Source organism: Mesorhizobium sp. WSM4830, from assembly GCF_055811495.1.
Genome location: NZ_JBVVQI010000002.1, coordinates 110,638 through 136,602, shown reverse-complemented (window position 1 = coordinate 136,602; position 25,965 = coordinate 110,638). Strand labels below are relative to the sequence as shown.

Annotated in this window: 17 protein-coding genes and 1 pseudogene; 13 read left to right on the top strand and 5 right to left on the bottom strand. The window is 61.7% G+C overall.

Translation table 11 applies throughout. The annotated features are described in order from the left end of the window. Positions 1–17: 17 nt before the first annotated feature. Both AC0L2Y_RS03495 and AC0L2Y_RS03490 read right to left on the bottom strand, forming a co-directional pair. Positions 18–821: a polysaccharide deacetylase family protein gene (locus AC0L2Y_RS03495; RefSeq protein ID WP_473553862.1), complete on the bottom strand. Its 804-nt coding sequence runs from the start codon at positions 819–821 to the stop codon at positions 18–20. Further along, positions 821–1,906, bottom strand: a complete 1,086-nt coding sequence (locus AC0L2Y_RS03490) for a glycosyltransferase family 4 protein (RefSeq protein WP_473553860.1) — start codon at positions 1,904–1,906, stop codon at positions 821–823. The genes AC0L2Y_RS03495 and AC0L2Y_RS03490 overlap by 1 nt, the downstream gene beginning before the upstream one ends. Positions 1,907–1,980: 74 nt before the next feature. On the opposite strand from AC0L2Y_RS03490, the gene AC0L2Y_RS03485 reads away from it, so the two are divergent. The 8 genes from AC0L2Y_RS03485 to AC0L2Y_RS03450 all read left to right on the top strand — a co-directional run bounded on the left by AC0L2Y_RS03485 (position 1,981) and on the right by AC0L2Y_RS03450 (position 12,807). Then, the gene (locus AC0L2Y_RS03485) at positions 1,981–3,159 is read left to right on the top strand and encodes a DUF3095 domain-containing protein (protein ID WP_473553858.1); all 1,179 of its coding nucleotides are present in this window, start codon (positions 1,981–1,983) and stop codon (positions 3,157–3,159) included. A 105-nt stretch (positions 3,160–3,264) separates the two neighbouring features. Then, on the top strand, positions 3,265–4,608 hold the full coding sequence (locus AC0L2Y_RS03480) for a nucleotide sugar dehydrogenase (RefSeq protein WP_473553856.1): 1,344 nt from the start codon (positions 3,265–3,267) through the stop codon (positions 4,606–4,608). Positions 4,609–4,659: 51 nt separating this feature from the next. Beyond that, on the top strand, positions 4,660–6,000 hold the full coding sequence (locus tag AC0L2Y_RS03475; protein ID WP_473553854.1) for an adenylate/guanylate cyclase domain-containing protein: 1,341 nt from the start codon (positions 4,660–4,662) through the stop codon (positions 5,998–6,000). 149 nt (positions 6,001–6,149) lie between these two features. After that, positions 6,150–8,045 (top strand): ABC transporter ATP-binding protein, encoded by a 1,896-nt coding sequence (locus tag AC0L2Y_RS03470; RefSeq protein WP_473553852.1) that lies wholly within the window; start codon positions 6,150–6,152, stop codon positions 8,043–8,045. Further along, complete coding sequence (locus AC0L2Y_RS03465; protein WP_473553850.1) at positions 8,042–9,940, top strand: ABC transporter substrate-binding protein; 1,899 nt, start codon at positions 8,042–8,044, stop codon at positions 9,938–9,940. The genes AC0L2Y_RS03470 and AC0L2Y_RS03465 overlap by 4 nt, the downstream gene beginning before the upstream one ends. Positions 9,941–9,942: 2 nt before the next feature. Then, complete coding sequence (locus tag AC0L2Y_RS03460) at positions 9,943–10,941, top strand: ABC transporter permease (RefSeq protein WP_352491719.1); 999 nt, start codon at positions 9,943–9,945, stop codon at positions 10,939–10,941. Next, positions 10,938–12,119 (top strand): ABC transporter permease, encoded by a 1,182-nt coding sequence (locus AC0L2Y_RS03455; RefSeq protein WP_473553848.1) that lies wholly within the window; start codon positions 10,938–10,940, stop codon positions 12,117–12,119. The genes AC0L2Y_RS03460 and AC0L2Y_RS03455 overlap by 4 nt, the downstream gene beginning before the upstream one ends. Before the next feature lie 208 nt (positions 12,120–12,327). After that, complete coding sequence (locus tag AC0L2Y_RS03450; protein ID WP_352491717.1) at positions 12,328–12,807, top strand: class I SAM-dependent methyltransferase; 480 nt, start codon at positions 12,328–12,330, stop codon at positions 12,805–12,807. 37 nt (positions 12,808–12,844) lie between these two features. Here the strand turns inward: AC0L2Y_RS03450 and AC0L2Y_RS03445 are convergent, their stop codons facing one another. Next, positions 12,845–14,260 carry a DUF5939 domain-containing protein gene (locus AC0L2Y_RS03445; protein ID WP_473553846.1) on the bottom strand — a complete coding sequence of 472 codons (1,416 nt, stop codon included), beginning with the start codon at positions 14,258–14,260 and terminating at the stop codon, positions 12,845–12,847. A gap of 204 nt (positions 14,261–14,464) precedes the next feature. Here AC0L2Y_RS03445 and AC0L2Y_RS03440 point away from each other — a divergent pair, with 204 nt between their 5' ends. From AC0L2Y_RS03440 to AC0L2Y_RS03430, 3 genes are all read left to right on the top strand, one after another. Continuing rightward, entirely contained in the window at positions 14,465–15,289 is an 825-nt protein-coding gene (locus AC0L2Y_RS03440) for a hypothetical protein (protein ID WP_473553844.1), read from the top strand. A gap of 72 nt (positions 15,290–15,361) precedes the next feature. After that, positions 15,362–15,886 (top strand): GNAT family N-acetyltransferase, encoded by a 525-nt coding sequence (locus AC0L2Y_RS03435; protein ID WP_473553842.1) that lies wholly within the window; start codon positions 15,362–15,364, stop codon positions 15,884–15,886. Positions 15,887–16,094: 208 nt separating this feature from the next. Next, positions 16,095–17,480 (top strand): hypothetical protein, encoded by a 1,386-nt coding sequence (locus tag AC0L2Y_RS03430; RefSeq protein WP_473553840.1) that lies wholly within the window; start codon positions 16,095–16,097, stop codon positions 17,478–17,480. Between the two features lie 545 nt (positions 17,481–18,025). Here the strand turns inward: AC0L2Y_RS03430 and AC0L2Y_RS03425 are convergent. Then, positions 18,026–20,493, bottom strand: a pseudogene (locus AC0L2Y_RS03425) (adenylate/guanylate cyclase domain-containing protein). 81 nt (positions 20,494–20,574) lie between these two features. Beyond that, positions 20,575–21,669 (bottom strand): branched-chain amino acid ABC transporter substrate-binding protein, encoded by a 1,095-nt coding sequence (locus AC0L2Y_RS03420; protein WP_473553838.1) that lies wholly within the window; start codon positions 21,667–21,669, stop codon positions 20,575–20,577. A gap of 278 nt (positions 21,670–21,947) precedes the next feature. On the opposite strand from AC0L2Y_RS03420, the gene AC0L2Y_RS03415 reads away from it, so the two are divergent. Then, a complete protein-coding gene (locus AC0L2Y_RS03415) occupies positions 21,948–25,247 on the top strand; it encodes an ATP-binding protein (RefSeq protein ID WP_473553836.1) in 3,300 nt (1,099 codons plus the stop codon). A gap of 19 nt (positions 25,248–25,266) precedes the next feature. Next, the gene (locus tag AC0L2Y_RS03410) at positions 25,267–25,947 is read left to right on the top strand and encodes a redoxin domain-containing protein (protein WP_473553834.1); all 681 of its coding nucleotides are present in this window, start codon (positions 25,267–25,269) and stop codon (positions 25,945–25,947) included. Positions 25,948–25,965: the final 18 nt, after the last annotated feature.

Sequence of the window (25,965 nt, the reverse complement as noted above, 5' to 3'; positions counted from 1 at the left end):
ATTCCCAAGGGAAAGCGCTACGCGCTTTTCCCGGGGAAACCGTTCACACTTTTCCTGGAATTTGCTCTACCGGCGCTGCGCCCGATCAATGTCCTGATCGGAAGCCATGCGCAGGCTTCACTCTGTGCGGTGACCGTGAACAGCCGTTCGAGGAAGAGCCATGCCGATTGATCATGTACGAGATGGTGGGTGAGCAGGCCCACCGGTTCGCGGCCATCGAATGCATGCTGCAATTGCGCGATGATAGCCTGAACCAATAGGCCGTGATCGCGGCAGCCGCGCGTGTCATGCCAATCCATGATGTCGACATTGCTGTTGATGACCGCAAGTGAAGCCGGCCTTGGCGGCCCATAGACCGACAGTGCCGTAAATCCTAACGATCCAAGGTCGGATACCAAGCCGGCGTCGATCCTGTTCCAGGGTGGCACCAGCATCGGAACGGCACGTGCGCCGTGCAGGCCGGTTACGTGCGCCAGCCCGCGAGCCAGATCATCGAGCACCGCCTCGCGTGGCCGATGCGCGCCGAGCTCCTGCTTCTTCTGGCCCTCAGGCGCATGATTTCGGTGCGCCCAGCCATGGATGGCGACCGTGGCATGCGGCGCCTCGTCAAGCCGAACGACAAGCTTCTCGTCAGTCAGGGCGGGAATGACGGCCAGGGTCACCGGAACCGCGAATTCGCCAGTGAGGTCGAGCAGCCGATCAAGCGCAGGCGTCGGATCCACGGCGTCATCGTCGCGCAGCCAGAACTCTGCCTTACGGTCCGCCCGTTGCCGGCTCGCCAGTTCCTCCACCAAGGGTTGCCAGATTTGATCGGATGTCATCAGACCGGGATCGTCGCAAGAAGTTCGGCCAGACGCGCCGCCGCAGCACCGAGAGAACGTTCTTCGAGGATGAAACGTCTGGCTTCTGCGGCCATGATGGATCTTTCGTCGTTACGGGCCAGAAGCCTTTCAATGGCAGAAGCGAACGCCGCCACATCGCCCGGCGGGGTGAGAAACCCGGCCTGGCCATCCCGCACGACCTCCGGCACGCCGGCGATGTCCTGAGCCACAACCGGAAGGCCCGCGGCCTGTGCTTCAAGATAGGCAACACCATAGGCCTCGCCGAAACCCGGCCAGACGTAAATTCCCCCACTGTAGAGGACATCCGGCACGGCGGCTGGCTCAATCGCGCCAAACCATTCGATACGGTCGGCGGGCAAGCCGGCGAATTGCGCTCTGATCGCTTCGCGGGCAGGTCCGTCCCCGACGACCGACATGGTCCAGGGCAGGTGAGCGATCGAACCGAGCGCCTGCGCCAGCATGCGATAGCTTTCGACTTTGTCGCCCGGGCGCATCATGGCCACGGTAACGAGGCGCGTCGGGCAACCCCGTGCCGGCGTTTCCCGGAATACCGATGTGTCGATGAAGGGCGAAAGCATGCCGAAAGCGGCGTCGGGTACCGCATCTGCCAGTCCCTGACGATCCCTTTGCGTGAAGCAGATGTTCAGCGCCGCCTGTTCGACGGCTCGCGCCACCAACGCTTGCGTATCGGCCCACAAGCCGATGTTGCGCCGCCTCGAATAGGAGGCTTCCGCTGTCACATAGGGGACACCAAAGGCCAACGCCAGTTCGGGCCCGATCGGGTCGGGCGCCTTGTAATAGGGATGATAGGTGAACCACAGATCGGGCTTGCCGTCACGATCCCAAAGCCTTGCCAGCCGCGTGGCTTCCTCCCGGGCCTCGATCTTGAGCGCATCGAAACTTTTCGAATCCGGTTCGCGTAGATAGAAGCGCGTTTCGGATGCCAGTTCGACGCTATGCCCTCCATGCTCCAGCGCCTTGACCAGCATCCGTGCCATCTGGCGGTCGCCGGAGGCAACGGGATGATTGGGCGACTTCAGCGGCGCGTAGAAGGCAATTCGCATCGCCGGACCCTATCATCGGAAAGCCTGCGCAAGTCAATTTCGAAGCATGAACGACTTCACCTTCAAGCACTGGAATGTGCTATCTGATGCTCATGGAAACAGCTGCCGCGTCCGACCCGTTTGTCGCTTCTTTGCCGGTCTTCGCAAAGTTCGAAAGCGTTGCCGATATCGATAACTATCAGCCGCTCCCCGATAGCTGGGCGCTGGCCACCGCCGACATCGTCGGCTCGACCAGGGCGATCGAGGCGGGGCGCTATAAAACCGTCAATATGGCCGGCGCCAGCGTCATTTCGGCGTTGCTCAATGCGCTGGGTAGGCAAGATCTTCCCTTTGTCTTCGGCGGCGACGGCGCGCTCGTGGCGTTTCCCGGCTCGGCGCTGGAGATCACCCGCAACGCGTTGGCGGCTGTCCAGAGATGGGTGGCGGACGAACTGGATCTGACCTTGCGTGCCGCAATCGTGCCGATAAAGGATATAAGAGCGCAAGGCCTCGACGTTCGCGTGGCGAGGTTCCAGGCCTCCGATGCGGTCTTCTATGCCATGTTCGCCGGAGGTGGCGGCAGTTGGGCGGAAGCCGAGATGAAAGCGGGGCGCTACCGCGTCGATCCTGCGCCGGCCGGCGCGCGGCCGGACCTGACCGGCCTCTCGTGCCGCTGGAACCCGATCGAAGCCCGGCACGGCGAAATCGTCTCGATCATAGCCATACCGGGGGCGTCGCGCGATTTGCGCGGTTTTCAGTCTCTGGTTTCCGACATCATCGCGCTTGCCGGCAGGCAGGAACGCGATGGCCACCCGGTGCCGGTGAACGGGCCGGACTACAGTGTGCTGCCCGCCGGCCTCGATATCGAGGCGCGTGCCACGGCGCCGGCAGGACGGCGGTGGCTGTCGAAGCTGTGGATAGTGTTCCTGATGACGCTTACGGCTGTTGCGGATAGATTTGGCTGGACGATCGGCAGATTCGATCCGAAGATCTACAAACGCGAAGTGGCCAGCAATTCGGATTTCCGGAAGTTCGACGATGGCTTGAAGATGACCATCGACGTTGACGCGGATGTGTTGCAACGGATCGAGAACCGGCTGAAACAGGCGGAAGAGGCGGGCATCTGCAACTATGGCCTGCACCGCCAGAAATCGGCCTTGATGACATGCCTCGTCGCATCGCCGCTGCAGCGCGATCACGTTCACTTCATCGATGGCGCCGCCGGCGGCTATGCGATGGCTGCCGCAAGCCTGAAGGCGAAGGTGCCGGTCTGACGGCTTGCGGACATCGATTTTCCGCAATATGCCTCGGGGCTCTTGGGACCGGTGAGCCTCACCATGGAAGCGGACGGCCTGTCCGAATTGACGGGAAGCAGATTGTTGGACGCCTCACGATCGACATATGACCGTCTTCTGAACCGGATTTCGACGCGTGCCGCGCAAGTCGGCGTGATCGGACTGGGCTATGTCGGGCTGCCGCTGGCGGTTGCGATCGCACGCGCCGGCTTCCCGGTTTCCGGCTTCGACATCGAAGCCCAGAAGGTCGAGAGCCTGAACAGCGGCCAATCCTATATCGAGGCGGTGACTCCGACAGCCCTTGCCGGCCAGGTGGCGAGCGGACGGTTCCGCGCCACTGCGGATTTTGCCGAACTGGCCGTCTGCGATGTCATCATCATCTGCGTTCCGACACCGCTGACGAAACACCGCGAGCCGGATCTCTCCTTTGTCAGGAACACCGCAGGCACCATCGCGAAGCATCTGCGTCTCGGCCAGCTGATCGTGCTGGAATCGACCACCTATCCCGGCACCACCGACGACGTGATCAAGCCCATCCTGGAAAAAACCGGCTTGCGGTCGAGGACAGACTTCTTCCTCGGCTTTTCGCCCGAACGCGAGGATCCCGGCAACCGCAGCTTTGAAGTCGCGACGATCCCCAAGGTCGTGGCAGGGGACGGCATTGAAGCGGCGACGCTCGTGCAGGCTTTTTACCAGGGCGTGGTCAAGACCGTCGTTCCGGTTTCCACCACGGCGACCGCCGAGGCGGTCAAGCTGACGGAAAACATCTTCCGCTCGGTCAACATAGCCCTCGTCAACGAGTTGAAGGTCGTGCTCGGTGCGATGGGAATCGACATCTGGGAGGTGATCGAGGCGGCAAAGACCAAGCCCTTCGGCTACATGCCTTTCTATCCTGGCCCCGGACTTGGCGGGCACTGCGTTCCGATCGATCCCTTCTACCTGACGTGGAAGGCGCGCGAATACGAACTGCCGACCCGCTTCATCGAGCTGGCGGCAGAGATCAACACGGCCATGCCGCGTCATGTCGTCGATGAACTGGCGAAGGCGCTGGACCGGCGCTGCGGCAAGGCGCTCAGCCGCTCGCGTATTCTCATCATCGGGCTCGCCTATAAGAAGAATGTGCCCGACATCCGCGAAAGCCCCTCATTGCGGCTCATTGAACTCATCGAGGAATGGGGCGGCAAGGCAGAATTCCACGATCCGCATGTTACCGAAATCCCGGCCACACGAGAGCATATGGCGATCAAGGGGCGTCGCTCGGTCGAATTGACCGAGGTGGCCTTGAAGGATTTCGACGCTGTCGTCGTTGCAACCGACCACGACGCGATCAACTATCAGGCGATCGCGGATCACGCTCGACTGATCGTCGACACGCGCAATGTTTTTGGCCGCCTCGGGCTAGCCCGAGAGACGGTGGTGAAGGCCTGACGGCGTTCGAGCCGGCGAATTTGTGGCGGATCAAGGAGATTTCGAGAGAGCATGAGCACAGCGCAAGCAGAAATTTCTGCCATTCTCATGGATAAGGTTGCCGATTGGCTGACCCAATCGGCGTTGGCGGGCGACGACCTGGAAACATTGGTAAGGGGCTTTTGTGAACGGCTTGCTGCTGCCGGCCTGCCGTTGAAGCGGGTGCATTTGAGCTTTTCGATGCTTCATCCGCTTTATGACGCGCTCGGCTTCACCTGGCTCCGCGGCCAGGGCCTGGAAGTGGAAGGCTTCCGCAAGGAGAACGGCGTTCATTCTGACAGATTCCTGACCAGCCCATACTACCATCTGCTCAGCCACAAGCTCGACCATCTGCGGCGCCGGCTCGACCCGTCGGTGCCGTCGGAATTTCCTATTTTCGACGACCTCAAGCTTATGGGCGTCACCGATTACATGGCTTTCGTCCATCCCTTCAGCGGCAACACCAGTCAGGGCATGATCGGGTCTTGGTCCACCGACAGTGCTGCAGGCTTCAGCGACAGCATGATTTCGGCGCTGCTGCGCCTCCAGAACCATCTCGCTATCGCAACCAAGATGGCGGTGCTCACCAAGCTTGCCGACAATATGATGACCACTTATCTCGGCGGCGACGCCGGCAGGCGCGTGCTCGACGGCCAGATCAAGCGCGGCGAGGGTGATACAATCCGGGCGGCACTGGTCATGGGCGATATGCGCGGGTCGTCAAGACTTGCCGAAACCGCCGGCCGCGAAGTCTATATCGATACGCTGAACCAGTTTTTCGACGCTGCTGCTGCACCTTTCAATCGCAAGGGCGGGCAGATCATGAGTTTCATAGGTGATGGCTTCATTGCCGTCTACCCTTGCGCAAGGCACCGTTCGCAGTCCGAGATCGCCTGCCAGGCTGCTCTTGCAGCAGCGCACAAGGCCACCGCGCGCATGATGGATCTCAATCTGCGCAGAAAGCAGCAGGGATTGAGCGACATAAACTATGGTATCGGCCTGCATGTCGGCAATGTGATGTTCGGCAATGTCGGGCTTACCGACCGGCTCACATTCTCTGTCTTCGGCTCGGCTGTAAATGAGGTCCAGCGCCTCCAGACCCTGACCAAGAAATATCCGCACAGCGTTCTTGCCAGCAAAGACTTCGCCAGCTATTGCGGCGCCAACAACTGGCTGGCGCTCGGCATGGAGGAACTGGCGGGCATCAGGCAGAAGCTAACGGTGCTTTCACCCGATTTGTCGGGTGCTCTCGCACTCGACGAAGACGGTGCGCTGGAGCCGATTTACGACCGAATATCCGACGCCGAGCAGGTCATGCTGCTTCATCGCAATGCCGCGCGGCCATCCGCGGGCGACCCGAGGAAGCTCCAGTAACCGCCACGATCTGATCCGAACGCGTTTGGTATGCAGTCCGGTCGCCGGTTCCGTCAGGGAACTGGCGACTGTTCGAATCCAAGTTGCTCTAGGCTGGCAATGCGTTAGTCTCGCCTTCTGGACGTGCCAGAGTGGGGGCTGGTGTGAGAATGAATTTGGGCGTTGATCTGCTGCGGATCGAGGATGTTGGCATCTCTTTTGCCGTTATAGGGGGACCGTTGCATGCCGTCAGGCGTGCAAATCTTCGCGTCCTGCCCGGCAAGGTTACCGCGCTTGTGGGCGAGTCCGGTTCCGGAAAATCGGTTCTCAGCCAGGCGGTGATGGGCATTTTGCCGAACACAGCCCATGTTCGCGGTCGTATCCTGTTTTCCGATCCTGAAAAGCCCGGCACGACGCAGGATATCCTGCAGATGCCGCGTGACGGATCCGAAATCCGGGCGTTGAGAGGCAGCCGCATCGGCAAGATATTTCAGGAGCCGATGACATCACTGTCGCCGCTGCATACGATCGGCAATCAGGTCAGCGAATCCCTGCAGATTCATACGCCCATGGCTCGGGTGGAGTGCAAGGCGCGCACCGAGGAAATGCTCGGACTTGTCGGCTTTCCCAACCCCAAGCGCGCTTATGACATGTATCCCTTTGAACTTTCGGGAGGATTGCGTCAACGCGCCATGATCGCCATGGCACTTATCTGCCGGCCCGCCCTGTTGATCGCCGACGAGCCGACGACGGCGTTGGACGTCACCATCCAGGCGCAAATCCTGCAATTGCTGCGCGAGCTTCAGACGAAGCTGAACATGGCGATGCTGCTGATCACGCACGACCTTGGCGTAGTCGCCAATGTCGCCGACGAGGTGGTGGTCATGTACCATGGCGAGATCATGGAAGCGGGACCTGTGGAGGCGATATTCCGCCGGCCGGGCCACCCTTACCTGAAGGGCCTGATGGCAGCCGTTCCGCATTTCGACCTGAAGCCCGGCGAAAGGCTAAAGGCGCTCCGCGAGGTGCCGGTGAATGTCGGGAACCTGCTCGGCAAGCAGACGGCGCCGGCATCGAAGGGGCCGAACGACCTCCTGCTATCGGTCAGCGATCTGACAAAGACCTTCACGATCCGCAAGTCCGGATGGTTTGGCGGAGATCATCAAACCTCTGTTCGCGCCGTGGACGGCGTGAGCTTCGATATCAGGCGGGGTGAGTGCCTGGGTCTTGTCGGCGAAAGCGGATCCGGCAAAACCACCGTCAGCAAGATCCTCATGCGGGCTGTCACCCCTAGCGGCGGCTCCGTGATCTTCAACGGCCGCGATGGTCCGATCGACGTCTTGGAAGCCGAGGGAGACGCCCTGCGCATGCTGCGCGCGAAAATCCAGATGGTCTTCCAGGATCCGGTTTCGTCGCTTTCACCTCGCATGACGGTGGAGAACATTTTGAGCGAGCCGCTGGAAATTCATCGACGTGGCAATGCCGCGTCCCGACTCGCCACGGTCAAGAGCCTGATGGAGGCAATCGGGCTCGACCCGCGCTTCATAAAGCGTTATCCGCACAGTTTCTCCGGCGGGCAGCGTCAGCGTATCGGCATCGCGCGCGCGTTGGCGCTGGGGCCTGAACTCCTGATCTGCGACGAGCCGGTTTCGGCACTCGACGTCTCTGTCCAGGCGCAGATCCTGAACCTTCTGAAGGACCTGCAGAAGGAACTGGGCCTGACCTACCTGTTCATTTCCCACAATCTGGCGGTGGTGGACTACATGGCAGACCGCATCGCGGTGATGTGCGGCGGGCGTATCGTCGAGCTCGCGCCGCGCGAAATTCTGCTTAGGAAACCTATCCACCCCTACACGCGCTCACTGGTCGCCGCAGTACCTTTCCCCGATCTCGACAGGCCGATGGATTTCAAGACGCTGAAGCTCAGCGGCGCTTCCGACACCAGCGCATGGGGACCGCAATTCCACGACGAGGGCGACGAAGATATGCTGTCGCCGCTCGATCTTGGCGGCGGCCACTTGGTGCTGGCCCGACGTTCGGCCGATGTCAGCGAGCTACGCCATTGATCAGCCGGCGCACCGTCCTTGGACTCATGGCTTCGGCATTTCTGCCGGGCACGTTGCGCGCCGGCGATCTGGAGCCGGAATTTCTTCAGCCGCAGCTGACGGCCAGGGCGCTGCCGGCGCTCGCCGAACGCCTGCCCAAGCGCCCGCGCGCGTTGAATCTCGCTGCGATGGGCCGGCAGCCCGGCCAGTATGGCGGCACGCTGCGCACGATCATCGGCAGCCAGAAAGATATCCGGATGATGACGATCTACGGGTACGCTCGCCTGGTCGGCTACGACGAAAAGCTTAACTTGCAAGCCGACATTCTCGAAAGTTTCGATGTAGCGGATGATCGTGTCTTCACTTTCAAGATACGAGAAGGACATAAATGGTCTGACGGTAGCCTGCTGACGTCGGAGGATTTTCGCTATTGCTGGGAAGATGTCTGGCTGAACGATGAGCTTTCGCAAGGCGGGCTCGCCCCGGCCCTGATGGCAGACGGCAAGCCGCCACGCTTCGAGATCGTCGATCCATTGACGGTCCGCTATAGTTGGGATGCGCCCAATCCCGACTTCCTGCCCAAGCTCGCCGCTGCTTCGCCCCTATCGCTTGTTCTGCCGGCCGCCTATCTCAAGCAGTTCCACAAGAAATACCAGGATCCATTCCGGCTCGCCGGCCTAATGAAGGAGAACCGGGCCCAGAAATGGACGCTCTTGCACATCCGCATGTCGCGGCAGTATCGCCCGGAGAACCCGGAACTGCCGACGCTCGATCCCTGGCAGAACCGGACCAAGCCGCCGGCTGAGCAGTTCGTCTTCGAGCGGAACCCGTTCTTTCATCGAATAGACGAGAATGGCCGGCAACTGCCCTATGTCGACCGGATTGTCATGAATGTCAGCTCGTCGGCGATCATTTCCGCCAAGACCGGTGCGGGCGAGAGCGACCTGCAAGCCATGGGAATCGATTTCAGCGATTACTCCTTCCTGAAGGATGCGGAGAAGCGCTACCCGGTGAAGATGCATCTCTGGAAACGCACACAGGGTTCGCGGCTGGCGCTGCTGCCCAATCTGAATTGTGCCGACCAGGTGTGGCGTGGCCTTTTTCGTGACGTGCGCGTGCGCCGCGCACTGTCGCTCGCTGTGGACAGGCGCGAGATCAATTTGGCTGTGTTCTACGGATTGGCGCAGGAAAGTGCCGATACGGTCCTGGCGGAGAGCCCGCTCTACCGGCCGGAATTCGCGAAAGCCTGGGTCGCCCATGATCCCGACCAGGCCAATGCCCTGCTCGACGAGGTCGGGCTTCAGGCGCGTGACGATGACGGCCTGCGGATACTTCCCGACGGACGCTCGGCGCAGCTCGTAGTTGAAACGGCCGGCGAAAGCACGCTGGAAACCGACGCACTCGAACTCATCACCGATCACTGGCGCAAGATCGGCATCGCCCTGTTCATCCGGACTTCGCAGCGTGACATCTTCCGCAGCCGCGCGCTTGGCGGCCAGATCATGATGTCGATGTGGTCGGGCATCGACAATGGCGTACCGACCGCCGACATGAACCCGTACCAATTGGCCCCCACCGTCGACGACCAGCTGCAATGGCCGCTCTGGGGTGCTCACTACTTGTCTCGTGGCAAGGTCGGCGAAGCGCCCGATCTTCCGCCTGTGGTCGAATTGATGGCTTTACTCAAGCGCTGGAACGCATCGACCGAAGCCACGGAGCGCGCCGAGATCTGGAATTCAATGCTGTCGATCTATACCGATCAGGTGTTTTCGATCGGCACGGTGAACGGAACGCATCAGCCGATCCTGGCGTCCTCACGGCTGCGCAATTTGCCTGACAAGGCGCTCTACGGCTACGACCCGACCGCCTATTTCGGTGTCTATATGCCGGATACATTCTGGCTTGGAGAGTCCTGAGCGTGCTTCGATATTTTGTCTGGCGCATCGCCGTGATGGTTCCAACGCTGCTGGTCATATCGGCACTGGTGTTCACGATCATCGAACTTCCCCCAGGCGACTATTTCGACAGCTATGTTGCCGAGCTTCGGGCCCAGGGCGAAGCGGTGGATTCCGATCGCATCGAGATGATGCGCAAGGAATATGGTTTCGACAAGCCACCGGTCATTCGCTACTTCTACTGGGTCGGCGGGATGCTGCACGGCGATTTCGGCTATTCCTTCGAATATGAGCTGCCGGTTCGCGATGTCGTCGGGGACCGAATGTGGCTGACGGTGCTGGTTTCCTTCGTCACGATCATCTTCACCTGGCTCATCGCCTTTCCGATCGGCATGTACTCAGCCACGCATCAATACAGCTGGGGCGACTACGGCCTGACTTTCTTCGGCCTTCTCGGCCTTGCCATTCCGAACTTCATGCTGGCGCTGATCCTGATGTATTTCGCCAACATCTGGTTCGGCACGTCCATCGGCCATCTCATGGATCAGCAATATCTCGGCGAGCCGATGAGCTGGGCCAAGGCGAAGTCGATCCTCGCCCATCTCTGGATCCCGGTCTTGATCATCGGCACCGGGGGCACGGCAAGCATGATCCGACGGCTGCGCGCCAATCTGCTCGATGAGCTACATAAGCAATATGTCGTGACCGCGCGCGCCAAAGGCCTTCATCCCTTCAAGGCGCTGGTCAAATATCCGCTGCGCATGGCGCTCAATTTCTTCATTTCAGACATCGGCTCTATCCTGCCGGCCATCATCTCCGGCGCCGAAATCACGGCGATCGTGCTGTCTTTGGAAACGACCGGGCCGATGCTGATCAAGGCGCTGCAAAGCCAGGACATGTATCTGGCGGGGTCGTTTCTGATGTTCCTCGCCTTCCTGACGGTCATCGGCGTCCTGATTTCCGACCTGGCGCTGGCGTTACTTGATCCGCGAATTCGTTTGCAAGGCGGCAGCACCAAATGAACACGCCATCGCCGCTGCCCGCTCCGGGTGCCCCACTGCAACACTACGTTTCCATCGAGCCCTTTGACCTGCAGTCCGTCGAGGCGATGACGCCGGAGCAGGAGAAGGTCTTTCAGGCGTCGCAGTTGCGGCTGATGTGGTGGAAATTCCGTCGGCACCGGCTTGCCCTTGTATCCGGCATATTCCTGGCAGCGCTTTATTTCGGGATACTGATCTGCGAGTTCCTGGCGCCCTACGATCTGCACACGCGCAACATGGACTACATCTATTCGCCGCCGCAGCGGGTGCACCTGTTCCACGACGGCCAGTTCGTCGGGCCGTTCGTCTATGGCCGCCAGATGACGCTGGACATGGACACGCTCAAGCGGAACTACATCGAGAAACAGGATGATGTTCAGCGGATCCGTTTCTTCTGCAAGGGCGACAAGTATCGGTTCTGGGGCCTGATCGAAGGTGACAGGCATTTTGTCTGCCCCGCCGAAAACGGCCAGCTCTTTCTGGCCGGCACTGACAGGCTGGGGCGCGATGTGCTCTCGCGCATCATCTATGGCGCACGCATTTCACTGACAATCGGCCTCGTCGGCATCAGTTTCAGCTTCCTGCTCGGCATTGTCATCGGCGGACTGGCCGGCTATCACGGCGGTATCTTCGACCTGATCGTCCAACGGATAATCGAAGTTCTGCAATCGATCCCCAGCATTCCGCTATGGCTGGCTCTGGCGGCGATCATGCCGATAACCTGGAGTCCGATCCTGATCTATTTCGGCATCACCGTCATCCTCGGGCTGCTCGACTGGACCGGACTGGCGCGGGCCGTGCGTTCGAAGCTTCTAGCCTTGCGCGAGGAGGATTACGTCCTGGCCGCGCAATTGATGGGCGCCAGAAGCAGCCGCATTATCCGGCGGCATCTCATTCCCGGCTTCATGTCGCATCTGATCGCGACGGCGACGATCTCCATACCCGGCATGATCCTGGGCGAGACGGCACTGAGCTTCCTCGGCCTCGGCCTGAGGGCACCGATAACCAGCTGGGGCATCCTGCTCACCGAGGCGCGCAGCGTCAGCGTGATCGCGTTCTATCCATGGCTGCTTTTGCCGATGCTCCCCGTCGTTCTCGTCATCTTGGCGTTCAACTTCCTCGGCGATGGGTTGCGGGACGCCGCGGACCCCTACAAGTGACATCGCTATTCCGCCGCGCGCCGTGCCACCGACTCCACCCGGTATGGTCCTTGTCGGCGGCCTGTTCGCTTGTTGCAGCGTTCATCGTTCGCCTCTACACGCGGCAAGACTCGATCGGGGTTTAAGATGTCGGCCTCGGGTTTCAGCCGCGAAACGCTCTGGTCGGGGCAGTTGATTTCGTGGACTGGTTCAGGACATACAATCGCACATGAGTCGCCTCGACAGTTTCATCCGGAGGATGACCGCACAGCGCGACATACTCGATCATGTCTGCGCCGAGGTGGCGAAGATGGAGGGGCCCGTGCTCGAGCTCGGCCTCGGCAATGGCCGGACGTTCCACCATCTGCGCGAGCGCCTGCCCGGACGCCGGATCGTAGCGTTCGACCGCGCACTTGCCGCACACGCCAGCTCAATTCCCGAAGCTGAAAACCTCGTGCTCGGCGAAATACGCGAGACGGCGAGCAGGTTCATTGGCATCGACGCCGCTCTTGTTCATGCCGACATCGGCACCGGCTATGAAGATCGCGATGCAGTGACGTCTACCTGGCTTCCCGATCTGACCGCGCGTCTGCTTCGCGTCGGCGGCATCGCGGTCAGCGGCACGCCGCTCGATCACCCGCAGTTGCAACGCCTCCCGCCGCCGCCCTCGGTGCCCGCCGATCGCTATTTTATCTATAGGCGCGTGTGAGGGGCCGGGACGACCTGAGTCGTCAGGGGCCAAGTCTTCAGGGGATCGTATATACTGCTATCTCCCGCTCAATGCCGCGCAGCGAGACCTCGTGGGGCACGGGCGTCAGCGCGTTCCTGTGCAACAGATCGGCGGTGAGATTGTCATCGACCACCGCTCGAGTGGCGAAGATCGCCTGTGCGTTGGCAAGGTTCTGGACCCGCGAAGCAATGTTGACCGTCTGGCCGAAATAGTCCTGTCGCTCATTCATAGACACGGCGATGCAGGGGCCGGCATGGACTCCGATCTTGAGCAGCAGATCCTCGCGCCCGCTCTTGTCGTTGAGTGTACGCATGGCATCGCGCATCCTGAGGGCCGCAGCAATCGCACGATCAGGCGTCGCGAAGGTCGCCATCACTGCATCACCGATCGTCTTCACCACCGCGCCTGCCTCCGCCGTGACGATCTCGTGCAGAACCTGGAAATGCTCGCGCACGAGATCGAAGGCTGAAAGGTCGCCCACCCGCTCGTAAAGTTCGGTCGATCCGCGCAGGTCGGTGAACAGGAACGTGAGGCTGGTGATCTTCAGGCGCTGGTTGATGTCGAGTGTATCCGTGCGATAGAGATCGCGGAACGTCTGGTTGGTGAGCAGGCGCTTGGCGGTCAGGAAGGGCCGGCGTTTACCCAGGAAATCATGCAATGCCTGGCCGGCTATGAAGACCGTCGGCAGCACGCGGGTATCGGTCCGGTTTTCCAGCGAAATGCGCAACGGGCCGGGTTGCATCTCCAGCGTCTGACTCTGGATATGGTCGCGGTCGAAGATCAAAGAGAGGCTCCGGCGCTCCTTTGTTGGTTCACCTTTCCCGTCGATGAACTGCGCTGAGTGGGTGACCGGCTCGAAGACGATGATGAATTCGGACGGAAGCTGTATGAGCAGAACCGCCTTTTCACCGGGCGCAAGCTCGATATCCTCCAGCGAGAACGCTTCCAGCTTTTTCGCGAAATCCTCTTCCGGCAGATCGACGCCGGACGCCCAGTAGATCTGGCGGAAATATTCCGCCACCGGCAGTTCGTGCGGATTGTGGGCGGCAATCCTGCGCACGCGGGGACTTACGGTGAATGTCACCTCGACCATCTCGTCGAGGGTCGGCGAATAGCCCTCGGAGCACAGCGCGCAGGTGTATTCGTCCTTCTGGAGGGTTTTCAGCGTGGCGTTGGTGTCGAGCACGCCGCCACAGCCGGGGCACAGAACATTCCAGGAAATGTCGAAGATGCCCACCCGCGCCGCATGGAGAAAGGCGCTTATTGCGCGCTCCTCGTCGAGGCCATGCTTGCTGGCGAAGGCTGGCGCATTGATGCGGCAAAGTTCGCGGTCCTCACCTTCTGCGATGGTTCGCTTGATCGCGTCGATCGCCTGCGGATCGACATCGGCCGATTGTCGCAGAAGTGAGAACAGATCCTGAGCTTCGTTCATCGTGCAGGCTCCGGAAAATGCACCCCGAGGCGTTTTGACCGGACCGGTCTTTGGTCCGAGTGCTCTATCTTACTGCGAAACGGACCGTAGGGCCATTCGAATGGATAAGCCCGATCACCGTTCAATTTCCATTCGGCGGATTTTAACCGGCCGCAAGCAGCACTATGATGGTCCATGGAGCCTTCATCTTTGGGATTTTCTCCCATGCCGACATCCGACAATCCGCCATTTCCCGCGGCCCTGCGCCTTTTCTCTGCGGTGGTCATCATCGTCCTGATCGCAGGCGCCGGCCTGTTTTTCGTGCCTGTTCTGGTCAAACCGGGCTGGCCTTGGGCCGTCACGCCGTTCAATGCGCGCTTCCTCGGTGGCTTCTACACCGCCGAAATGGTCGTGATGGCGGCACTGCTGGTCTGGAATCGCTGGTCGCCCGGCAGGCTCGTGCTCGTCATGGCCTTCATCTTCACCGTCGTCGTGTCAGTGGCTTCGTTCATCAATCTCGGCTACTTCAACTTCGAGCGCAAAGCGCCCTGGCTGTGGTTTTTGGTCTATCTTGCTTCGGTCTCGGTATCCGGTCTGTTCTTGTGGCGGGCCCGGGCCCGTCCTTCTGCAAAGGGCGTGACCTTAAGTCCCGCGTGGCGCGGCTACATGCCGGTGGAATCCGCGATTCTTGGGCTCTATGGCGTCGGCCTGTTGCTGTTTCCCCTGACATTCAGCGGCATCTGGCCATGGCCGATCGATGCCTTCCACGCTCAGGTCTACAGCGCCATTTTCCTCGCCGGTGCGGGCGGTACATATCTCGTCTGGAGAAGCGCGCCGCGCGAGGAACTGCTGGTGCTCGGGTTGGCGCAGTTTCTGGTTGGCCTGCTTGCCATCCTCGGCATCGTCATCACCGACGCTGCACTGCACCGGATCGACTGGACGGCGACCGCGACATTGTGCTGGCTCGCGCTTTTCGGCTGGATCGGCATCAGCGGCGTCTCCAAACTCTACGCCGCCTCCCGGTATTTTAGCTCGCAATCGGCATCATAGGTCACAGACGGCTGGATTTTCAGGTGACGTCCGGTGCATCGTACCGGGCCGATTGCCTTCGCCGGGAACGCCATGACCAGCACGACCTCGCCACCCTCCGAGAAAATCCAGCCGCTGCTCCGGTCCGTCCGGCCAAGCGATGCGGAGGCGCTTTGCGCTATCTTCAACATGCCGGGCTTCCGCTGGGGCACGCTCAGGATGCCTTTCGAGATGGTGGAGCAGGTGGCGCGGCGCATCGCCAAGTCCGGCCCGGAAACCACCTGGATCGTTGCCGAGCTGGACGGCAAGGTCGTCGGCCATGGCAGCCTGGTCGTGCAGGGTTCGCCGCGCCGTTCGCACATCGGCGAGATCAATATTGGCCTTGACGATGCCTTTGTCGGCAAAGGTATCGGCTCTGCCATACTTGGCGCGCTGCTTGACGTAGCCGACAACTGGCGCGCCCTGAAGCGGGTCGAATTGACCGTCTATGCCGACAACGAAGCAGCCCTCCGTCTCTACAAGAGCCACGGCTTTGAGATCGAAGGCCGGCATGTGAAGGCCGGCTTTACCGACGGGCATTACCACGACCTCCTGAGCATGGCCCGGCTGAGGTTCTAAGATCCGCTGTTTGCCTTAGCTGTTTAGCCAATCTGACAATTCGTGCCGGGTCAGCGAACAGGTAATTGCTCATGGAGAACTGCGTAGGGCATGGTCATTTCGTCTCACACCATCTTGATCGAATTGACAATCTGTGTGTGGGCCGGCCGCATCCAGCAAGTCTGGTCTCTCCCTTGGCGTTTGCACCGCAAGCGGCTAGACGGGACCAATGACCGCCGTCTTTGACCCAAGCCCTACGCCTCCGGCGGAAATTCTGGCTGTGCTGTCGCTGCTCTGCCCGGAGGTCGTGCGCGACATCGAGCAGAACTGGAATGCACCGGTTTCCGACTACGCCCGCCATCTGTGGCGGCCGGTGGCAAGGCCTGCATCGGACCCGGCGATCGCTGCCCGCTCGATCCTGCGCGAGGTCCTGCATCAGCGCCTCGGTAGGATTATGCAGCCTGAGGAGATCGGCAAAGCCCTCGACGAGTTCGAGCACAGACCGGTGATTCAGTCCGGCCTGCACTGCCTGCTTCTGATGGACCGGATCACCTTCGATGCCCTCCTGCTTGCCTGGCTCGGCGCGGTCGAAAACGGGCTGTCGGCCTTCGTCGGCTTCATGGGAACGACGATGACCATGGAGACAGTTGGCCGGGAGGGGCCCGGATGGCTCGATGTCGGCGACGACAAGGTCAACCTGTTTGGCATGGGGCGCCACAAACTGTGCCGCAAAAGCGCCTGCGTGGCCGGTCCCGTCTCCCTCAACAAGCGCGCGCTCGAAGCGGTGGGCGACGAAACGGATGCCAGCCGCTGGCTGGGCACACTGCTTGCCAGCCAGGACAAGGTGTTTGGAACCGCCGCCGATGCGCTGACAGCCCTCAACGAGGATCTGGTCGCCAATTGGGATCGTGCCGGCATGGCCCTGCCGGTTTTCATCGATGATCGGCTCGCCGCAGCTGCCATGGCGCGGCACCTAGAATATGACGGCAGCCTTCTTTCCAGGCTGCTCATTGAACCCGCAAGACGCCAGCGTCTCGAACATGCCTTGCAAGAGGCCGCATCGAGCTCATTTGGCAGATTCCTGCCCAATGCCACGGACTATTTCTGGGGCATCCGCGAGGAGCGCGTGCGCAAGCTCGTTCTCGAGAACGGGCACCTGATCGAGCCTGGCAGGCCGCAAGGTCTTTCCATCCCCTTCGAGCGGCCGCATCTCAGGCAGGCGCTGCTGGACGGCGTGCTGCTGCCGAACTTGTTCCTGACATTCCTCGTCCTTGCCATATTGCCGCGCGTGCGGGTCGTGGGCGGACTGAGACAGATTGGCTATGTAGCGCTTTTCCACTCGATCCTTCTGGCCGTGCTAGACGAAAACGCGCCGGAAGAGCGCGGTCTGGCCGCGGAGCTGCAGGTTCGGGAAAATGCCTGGGGCATGCGGGTCATCGATGAAAAGATCTCGGTCCGCGAGCAGCTTGCCGGCCTGCCGGAAGGGGCGCTCTTCCCGGACCTGCTCCGGCAATACCGTTTGCGGACATTTGCCGAGACGACCGACGACCTGAAACTGGTTCGCGAAAACGCCAGATGGCGCAAGATCGGCCGGGCAGAGATCAAGCCGACCTGAGCCTCACTTCAAGCCTTATTTCAGGTTGATTTTCTGGTGCGCAACCGCAAGCGACTATCGGCGAGCCTCTGGCGTCTGGTCCGGCCGCTTCCTTGACGCTGATGCGTTTTGGGATTTCGACGACGGCTTCCGCCTCGACAATCATATGGCCTGCCTGGGAGCTGTCTGCAGTTCAAGGCCTGACCTGACTTGGCCTCACCTGTCATTGCACGACACCGGCCTTGCGGAACCCGTCCACCACGAGTTCGAAATCGGCAACGACAGCTCTATCACGCTTTCGGACGTACGACACTGTCACGCCGCGCGCCCGCTCTGGGTCAAACTTTGCGGTTTAAGGCGGCGCCCGGAACGGGCAACTCGCGCCATATCCGGACCTTCAGTGATGTCGTGAATGTTAAGTCTCGGCTCCGATGCGGACGTTCCGTCCGAGTTCGAAGACTGACCGCGACCGTTCTACGGCCTCCGCATCGATAGCGCCAATGAGCGGCGTCCCGCATCCCACTCCTTGCATCCAATGGGAGGGGGTCGTTGTGGACCAAGCCCTACTACCCCGGCTTGCGACAAAGCCGATCCAGCGCGTCTCGAAGTGCGGTGGCGGCATCGCCACGCTCGTCAGGGGACATCAGCTCCGGTTCAAGTTCCAGCCTGAAGTGCGGCAGCTCGGTTCGAACGGCATGACGAGCGGCCGCCAGATTGGCCTTCAGATCGATGACGCGGTAGGTGGCGACGGGATAGGCGATCCCCTTGACCTGGACGTGCCCCAGCTCCTCACAGTCGATTGAGTCCTTCACTTGCGCAAACGTCTCGTAGGAAATGAGGATGGCCCCCGGCGGCGCCTCCTGCTCCAGACGCGAGGCGAGATTCACGGCGCCGCCGATTATCGTGTAGTCCATCCTGTCCTCGCTGCCGAAGTTACCGACGGTGCAGTAGTCGGTATGGATGCCGATGCGACAGCGCAGCGGTGTTTCGATCCCCATGTCCCGCCAGACTTCGGCAAGCTCGCTGATCCGCTTTTGCATTGCAAGTGCCATCTGCGCGCAAGCCAGCGCGTCCTCCTTGACGCCGCGAGTCTCGGGATCGCCGAAAAACATCAGGATCGCGTCGCCGACATATTTGTCGATCGTCGCGCCGTGATCCGAAGCAATTTTCGACATTTCCGTCAGATAGTGATTGAGGAGTTGGGTGAGATCCTCAGATTCCATTTTGTCAGTGGTCTCGGTAAAGCCGGCGATATCGGAGAAGCATATTGTCAGTTTCTTCCGCTGGCTGGCGATCCTGACCTCCTGGCGGCCGGTGAATATCGAGCGATACACTTGGGGCGCCAGATACTTCGCCAGCTTGCTGGAAAGCGCCTCCAGAACCACGGATTTCTCGGCGAGGTTCTCCTCCCTTTGCTTCAACTCAGTGATGTCCGAATAGACGGCGACCGTGCCGCCGGCGCTGATCCGCCGCTCGCTGATCATGACCCACCGCCCGTCGCCTCGCCGCTGCACCCAAGGTTCGCCAGGCTTGCGGTGCCGCGCGAGGCGCTCGGCGACCCACTCCTCGACCCGCCCCTCGGCGTCCCTGATGTAGCCGCGCTCAGCGGATCGGCGAATGATTTGCTCGAACGTCGTGCCGGGCGTCAGTTCGGTCTCCAGACCGGTGTAGAGCAATTCGCGGTAGCGGCTGTTGCTGAGGACGAGCCGGTCGTCCCCGTCGTACAGAGCGAATCCTTCGGAGATGCTTTCGATGGCATCGATGAGCCGCTGACGAGCTTCCGCAACGTCGCGCAGGTTCTTTTCCTCGACCTCGACAGCAGTATCCCGGAAGAGTCTCAGCGCTTCGGCCATGCGCCCGATTTCGTCGCGGCCCGCGGCTGGCAGCGGCGCACGAAGGTTGCCCCCCGCAATTGCGAGCATGCCCTGGCTCACGGCCCCCAGTCGGGCGAGGAGGCTGCGGTCGACATAGAGCCAGACAACCAGAACCGAACTCAGGAGGCTGAGGAAGGCGGAGCCGAGCACAACCGCGGTGCCGTAGCGCTGGACGAGCGCGGCTTCGCGGCCCGACGCAGCGATCTCCTGGTCTGCCGTGGCGACCAGGCGATCGACGCCAGCGGTGAGATTGCGCGACAGTCGATTGTTCTCGGCCAGAAGCCTTTCACCCTGTGCCAGGACAGCAAACTCGTCCTCCCGCGCCTTGGGGATGCTGTCCTCGCCGTCGGTCAAACCCTTGAATTCGTCGACACGCTGCCGGAAGCGGGTCCGCAGCTTTTCGTCGATCTCCGTGGAAACCTTTTCAAGAGCAGTGAGCGAACGGCGTAGCGGAAAAGGATCAACGCCAGGTCGCCCGGCGTCGGCGCGTTCGCGACCTTCACCAGCGCGTCGTTGACCGCCGAGATCTCCAGCTGCGCCTTCTGCTGGGGGATGTAGGCCGCAATCGCCTGGACCAGGTCGGCCATCGCCGCTGCGCGTCGATCGGGCGACAGCGACGTGTCGGCCGCGACCGCCCGCCATTGCGGGAGCCTGGAATCCATCACTAGGATGCCGGTGGCGACAAGGCGCTGGCTTCCGGTCGTCGTCGCGGCGAGGCGGTTCAGGAGCGCCTCCTTGCGGGTGACCACGTCGAGCCGGGCGACAACAAGAGAGTCGAGCTCCTTCAGGTTGCGCCTCAGAACAATCGCGGCTTCCTCGATCTCGGCCAAAGGCACTGTGCCCAACGTGGTATCCCGGAGGTCCGTGCGCAGGGCCTCGAGGCGGGACATCTCGAGCGCGACGGCAGCCGAGACCTCGCTGTGCTGAGCCCTGCTTGTCGCTGCCAGCACGGATGGCGCGGCAGCAGCGACCCGTTCGGCCTGGCGCGACAGCTGGAGGGAGGCGAGCGCCGAGGGCACTCGATCCGTGGTAATTCGGTCGACGACGTCGCCGACCTGGAGGAAGGCATAAAGCGCCGCAGCGGTTGCCAGCACCGCAAGGGCGCTGATCCCGAAAAAGGCGAGCAACAGCCGGCCGCGTATGCCGAGGCGTTCAAGCATCTCGGCGGGTCGGAACAGTCGGGCCACACTGGTCTGCATCAGACTAGACGTCCCAGCCGGCACGCCGGCCATCAACGAACCCTATTCAACCGGCACGTATTCTCCGCCGCGCCAGACGTACCAAACCCAGCTCTGCTTCGTGAGGTCGCCCTTGTCGTCGAAATCGACCCGGCCGATGACGGTGTCGAATTCCTGTTCGTGCAGTGCCGCAATGACGGCCTTCGGCTCCAGCGAACCTGCCTTCGAGACTGCCTGGGCCCAGACCTGGACCGCGCAGTAGCTCAACAGCGTGTAGCCCGCGGGTTCGAAGTTCTCCGCACGGAACTGCTCAACGACCGCAGCCGCTTCGGGGCCTCGCCTGGGGTCCGCCGGGAACGTGAAGAGGGTCCCCTCCGCCGCGGGGCCGGCGATCAGGGCAAATTCCTCGGTCGCCAAAGCATCTCCGGATATGAGCTGAACCGTGTAGCCACTGTCGTGTGCAGCGCGAGCAATCAGCGCAACCTCGGCATGATACCCACCCACATATAAGGCGGAGACGCCGGCGGTCTGCAATGCAGCGACCTCGGCCGAATAGTCGTCCTTCCCGGGAATGTATGCGTTGTAAACGGCCTCAGTCACGCCCCGCTTGTTCAGCTGCTTCCGGGTCTCGTCGGCGAGACCCTTCCCATAGGTCGAGTTGTCGTGGAGGATCGCAATCTTCTTGTTGCCCCAGCGATCGGCAAGGTAGTTGCCGGCGATGAAACCTTGCGCGTCGTCGCGGCCAATGGTGCGAAAGACATTGGCACGGCCCTGTTCGGTCAGCTGCGGATTGGTCGAGCCTGGGGATATCTCAACGACGCCCGCCTCCTCGTACACTTTTGATGCGGGGATCGAGGCCCCGGAGCAATAATGCCCGACGACGAGCACGACCCCGTCAGCCACCAGCTTCTTGGCGGCCGCCACAGCTTGCTCGGGATCGCAGAAGTCGTCGACCGAGATGAGCCTCACCTTCTGGCCGAGCACGCCGCCCGCCGTGTTGACGTCGGCCACCGCCATCTCCGCGCCGCGCTGTCCCTGCTCGCCGATCCAGGCGAGCCGTCCCGTCATCGCAGCCGAGACGCCGATCAGCACCTCCGCCCGCGCAGAGCTGAACGCGGCCGCGAGAACTAAGATCGCTATGGCGATGATGCGGTGCATGTGTGCACCCCCTTAACTGTAGCTTACGCCAATCCCGCCAGAGCCGACAGCCCCTTCGGCAAGCGCGACTATCTCGGCGTCGTTCACGGATCCGACAACTATTGCCCCTTCAACAATGCCTGCCCGCAGCGCTCTGCCACAGGATCCGCACGGATCGTTCGATGCCCAGTTGCGCTGCCACTTGCTGGTCGACGGCTATCGGTGCATCCTTATGAATAGCCTGGCCGTGAAGTGCGGGCGAGATCACGCCGTCACGGCCACCAGTGAGGTCTTGTTCGATGGACTGCTCGGGCTGCGGTTTCGAGATTGAGGGCGGTTACGCCTTCTGTCCGAGGTGTGGCAGGCGCCAGCCCGTGCCATGCGCCAGTTGCGGCTACCCCTGCGCACCTGATTTCGAGTTCTGTCCGAAATGTGGGGCAAGCGTCGGTGCGTCCGCAAAGGCCGTCGAACGGCCTGCTCCGACACCAAGCCGGACCATTGTGCCGCCTTCTCGAACTCCGTCGCTGCTTCCGAACATCGAAAGCGAAGAAGGGCTGCATCCCGTCTCTGACGCCGATCGCCGGACGGTAACGGTGCTGTTCGCCGACCTTTGCGGCTTCACGACACTCAGCGAGCAGCTCGACCCCGAGGTCATGCAAGCGCTGCAGAACAAACTGTTCAAGGAATTGACGTCGGCCGTGCGAAACTTTGGTGGTTTCGTCGACAAATTCATCGGCGATGCACTGCTGGCTTTGTTCGGTGCGCCGGTCGCGCATGAGGACGATCCGGAACGTGCGCTTCGCGCCGCTCTCGACATGATCGCCCGGACGGCTCGGCTCGGCGAAAGCACTCCCCACTCCGGCTCGCCTCTGTTACTCCACATCGGCATAAACACCGGTCCGGTCGTTACTGGCGGATTGGGCATCGGCACCGCCAGATCCTATTCGGTGACCGGCGACACAGTGAATACGGCGCAACGCCTGCAATCGCTGGCCGCACCGGGTGAGGTGCTGGTAGGCGAGCTCACTCACAGGCTGACCCGGCATGCCTTCTCTTACGAGTCGCTAGGCGATGTCGTGTTTCGCGGCAAGGCTGGCAGCGTGCTCGTCCATCGACTGGACGCACCGCTTGCGACGCCGCGTGCAGCGCGCGGGCTCGAGGCGCTCGGCCTCAGTGCCCCGCTGATAGGTCGTGGTGCGGAGCTCAATAGAATGCTGGCGAGCCTTGACCAGGCGTGCAGCGGCTCGGCCCAACTTGTCCGCCTCGTCGGAGAAGCCGGCATCGGGAAATCGCGGCTGGTGAAGGAGTTCGTCGCCCGCGTCGGCGACGAGGAGCGTTTTCGCAACGTCGCCGTGCGACAGGCCACGTGCTCACCGCTCGGCGAACAATCATTTGGCGCCTTGGGCGCAGTGGTGCGCAGCGCTGCCGGGATGATGCAAAACGACAATGGGGACGAGATGCGGGGGAAGCTCGCAGGCTTGCTTGCCGATCTCGGTCTGCAGGGCGAGGAGGCGAAGCGGCTGATGCCCTTGCTCTACCATGTGCTCGGCCTTGGCGACCCCGATGCCACCTTGCAGCATGTCGAGCCTGAGCAGCTGCGGCGGCAAATTCTCTACGCAGTCCGCACAATCATCGAACGGCGGCTTGCGTTGTCGCCGCTGTTGATTGTCGTCGAAGACCTGCACTGGGCCGACGCCGTGTCGCTCGAGGCACTGCGTTTCGTGATGGACAGGTTGGAACGCACGCGGTTGATGTTGCTGGTCACGCATCGTCCGGCGCCGGACAACGACCAGCTCGATTCAAGTCGGGTCAGTCACACAGCGCTCAGGCTTCCGCCGCTCAACAATGATGACGGACGCAGCCTGCTGGCGGCGCTTTTCGGCGAGAGCTGGGTAAACTCCGCAGGAGGGCTTCTCGACCAGATCCTCGAGCGCGCGGGCGGCAACCCCCTTTTTGTAGAGGAGATCGTTCGCGGCCTTATCGATCGCGGTGTACTGATGCGCGACGGCCAGCGATGGCGGACTGTGGCAGGCGAAGTCGCAACCGGCATCCCCGCCACTATCCAGGCAATGTTGCTTGCTCGCGTCGACCGGCTGCCCCAAGAGGTGCGCCGGTTGGCCCAGGAGGCCGCGGTAATCGGCCCGCGCTTCGATGCCACACTTCTGAAAACCGTGACAGCCGACCCCGACCGGCTTGAAGCCGGCTGCGAGCTGCTTTGCGATGCGGAAATCATCGAGGAAGTTGCCGGATCAGGCTCGGTCTCGTCGCAAAGCTACCGCTTTACGCAAACATTGCTGCAGGACGTGATCTACCAGAATCTGCTCCTGCAACGCCGGACCGAAATCCACGGACGGATCGGTGCTGCCTTGGAGCAACTGTGCGGCGACAAGCCGGAACGGCTCGAGGATTTGACCGTGCTCGGTCATCATTTCGCACAGAGCGCCGAGCGGGAGAAGGGCGCGCATTACCTGCAGGCGGCAGGCGATCGCGCTCGTATGATATACGCCAACGACGACGCCCTTCGTTTCTACGAGCGAGCACTGACTGCATTGGACGCGATCGGGCAAACACCGCTCAAACTGGCAATTGCGGAGCGCATTGCCGATTTGAGCGGCCCGGCAGGCCGCCGCGAGATCGCGCACCACCACTACGAGACTGTGTTGCAGGCATACCGCGAGTCGGCCAATCGCGTCGCCTCGGCGCGAGTTTTGCGCAAGATCGGTCGGCTGCTCTGGGACGTCGGCAAGCGGGACAAGGCAGAAGCCCGCTATGCTGAGGCGGCAGCGCTCCTCGATGGAGCGGATGCTCCGATCGAGCAGGCGCACCTGTGGCAAGAACGTGGCCGGCAGGCGTTCCGCAGCGGAGATCACGCTCTCGCGGCAAAATGGGCAGACGCGGCGCTGGATTGCGTACGCACTCTGACAACGGAGTATGTCTCCGAGGTAGGGCGTGATGCCACTCTTGTGACCGCCGAGGCACTCAATACCAAGGCTGTCGCGCTGGCTCGCCTTGGGCGAAACCGTGAGGCCGTGCGTCAGGTTGAGCGTAGCATTGAATTGGCCGAAGCCGCCGGTCTGTTGGGCGCGGCCTGCCGCGGCTACACCAATCTCGGCGTGCTTTACACGACCATCGATCCGGCAAAGGCGATGGAGGTCTGTCGGCGCGGTCTTGAAGTGGCGCGCCGTATTGGTGATTTGGGTTTCCAGGCGCGCCTCCTCGCCAATCTGGCGGTCGCCTGTTGTACTTTCACGGATCGCTGTCCAACGGAGGGCGTGCCTGCTGCCGAGAAGGCCATCGAGATCGACCGTGCGCTCGACCAGCGCGAGCACCTGCCGGTGCCGCTGATCGTGCTTGGGCAGATTCACCAGTGCAACGGCCGTCCGGACCTGGCGGTGGGGTTGTTCCACGAAGCACTGGACGTAGCCCGCGAAACGGGCGAACCCCAACTGCTGTTTCCGTGTTATGATGGTCTCGCAACGCTCAATCTCGACCTCGACAATCTGGCCGAGGCCGAACGCTACTTTTCCCTGGCGCAGGGTATATGCGCCCAGCACGGGCTCGACCCGGAGGCGCTTGTGGTGCTGCCTTTTCTCGACTAGCCGGGGTTGGAGGTTGGAAATGTCCGCGCGTAGTGACTTGGTGCCGCTTCAACCGGGCGACCGTGCGCCAAACGTGGTACTCGACGCCATTACCCAGGAAGGCAAGATCGCGCTTGACGACTTTCGCGGCCAAAAACCGGTGCTGGTCGGCCTGTTTCGAGGTCTGCATTGTGCGTTTTGCCGGCGCCATATCGCCGCCCAGGCGCGGCTTGATCCTGAGCTGCGCGAAAAGGGCGTGGAGAGCCTGACGGTGGTCAACACGCCGATCGAACGGGCGCGTCTCTATTTCCGCTACCATCCGATGCCGAACCTGCTTGCGGCCTCCGACCCTGAACGCGCTTCACATCGTGCTTTTGGACTGCCCAATCTCGAATTCACCGAAAACGAGATGAACTGGCCGTACAAGGTCTCGATGGCAGCCGCAAAGGATATGCGGGTCGACATACCAGGCGAGTTGCCCGGTCCTATGGATCCTCTTGCGGCCAGCGAAATCCTCAACAAGAGGGACCATTACGAACTGACCGAAGCCGACGAGCAGATGATGGCAACGGGACACGGACAACTAATAGGTCAGTTTCTACTGGACCGGCAGGGGATCGTCCGCTGGAGCTTCACAGAGGTTCCAGAGGGTGGGCGATACATGTTTGCAGCGCCAAGCCCGCAGGAGCTGATGTCAGCCGTGTCCCAGGTCGCCCAATAGACTTGCGAACGAGGTAAC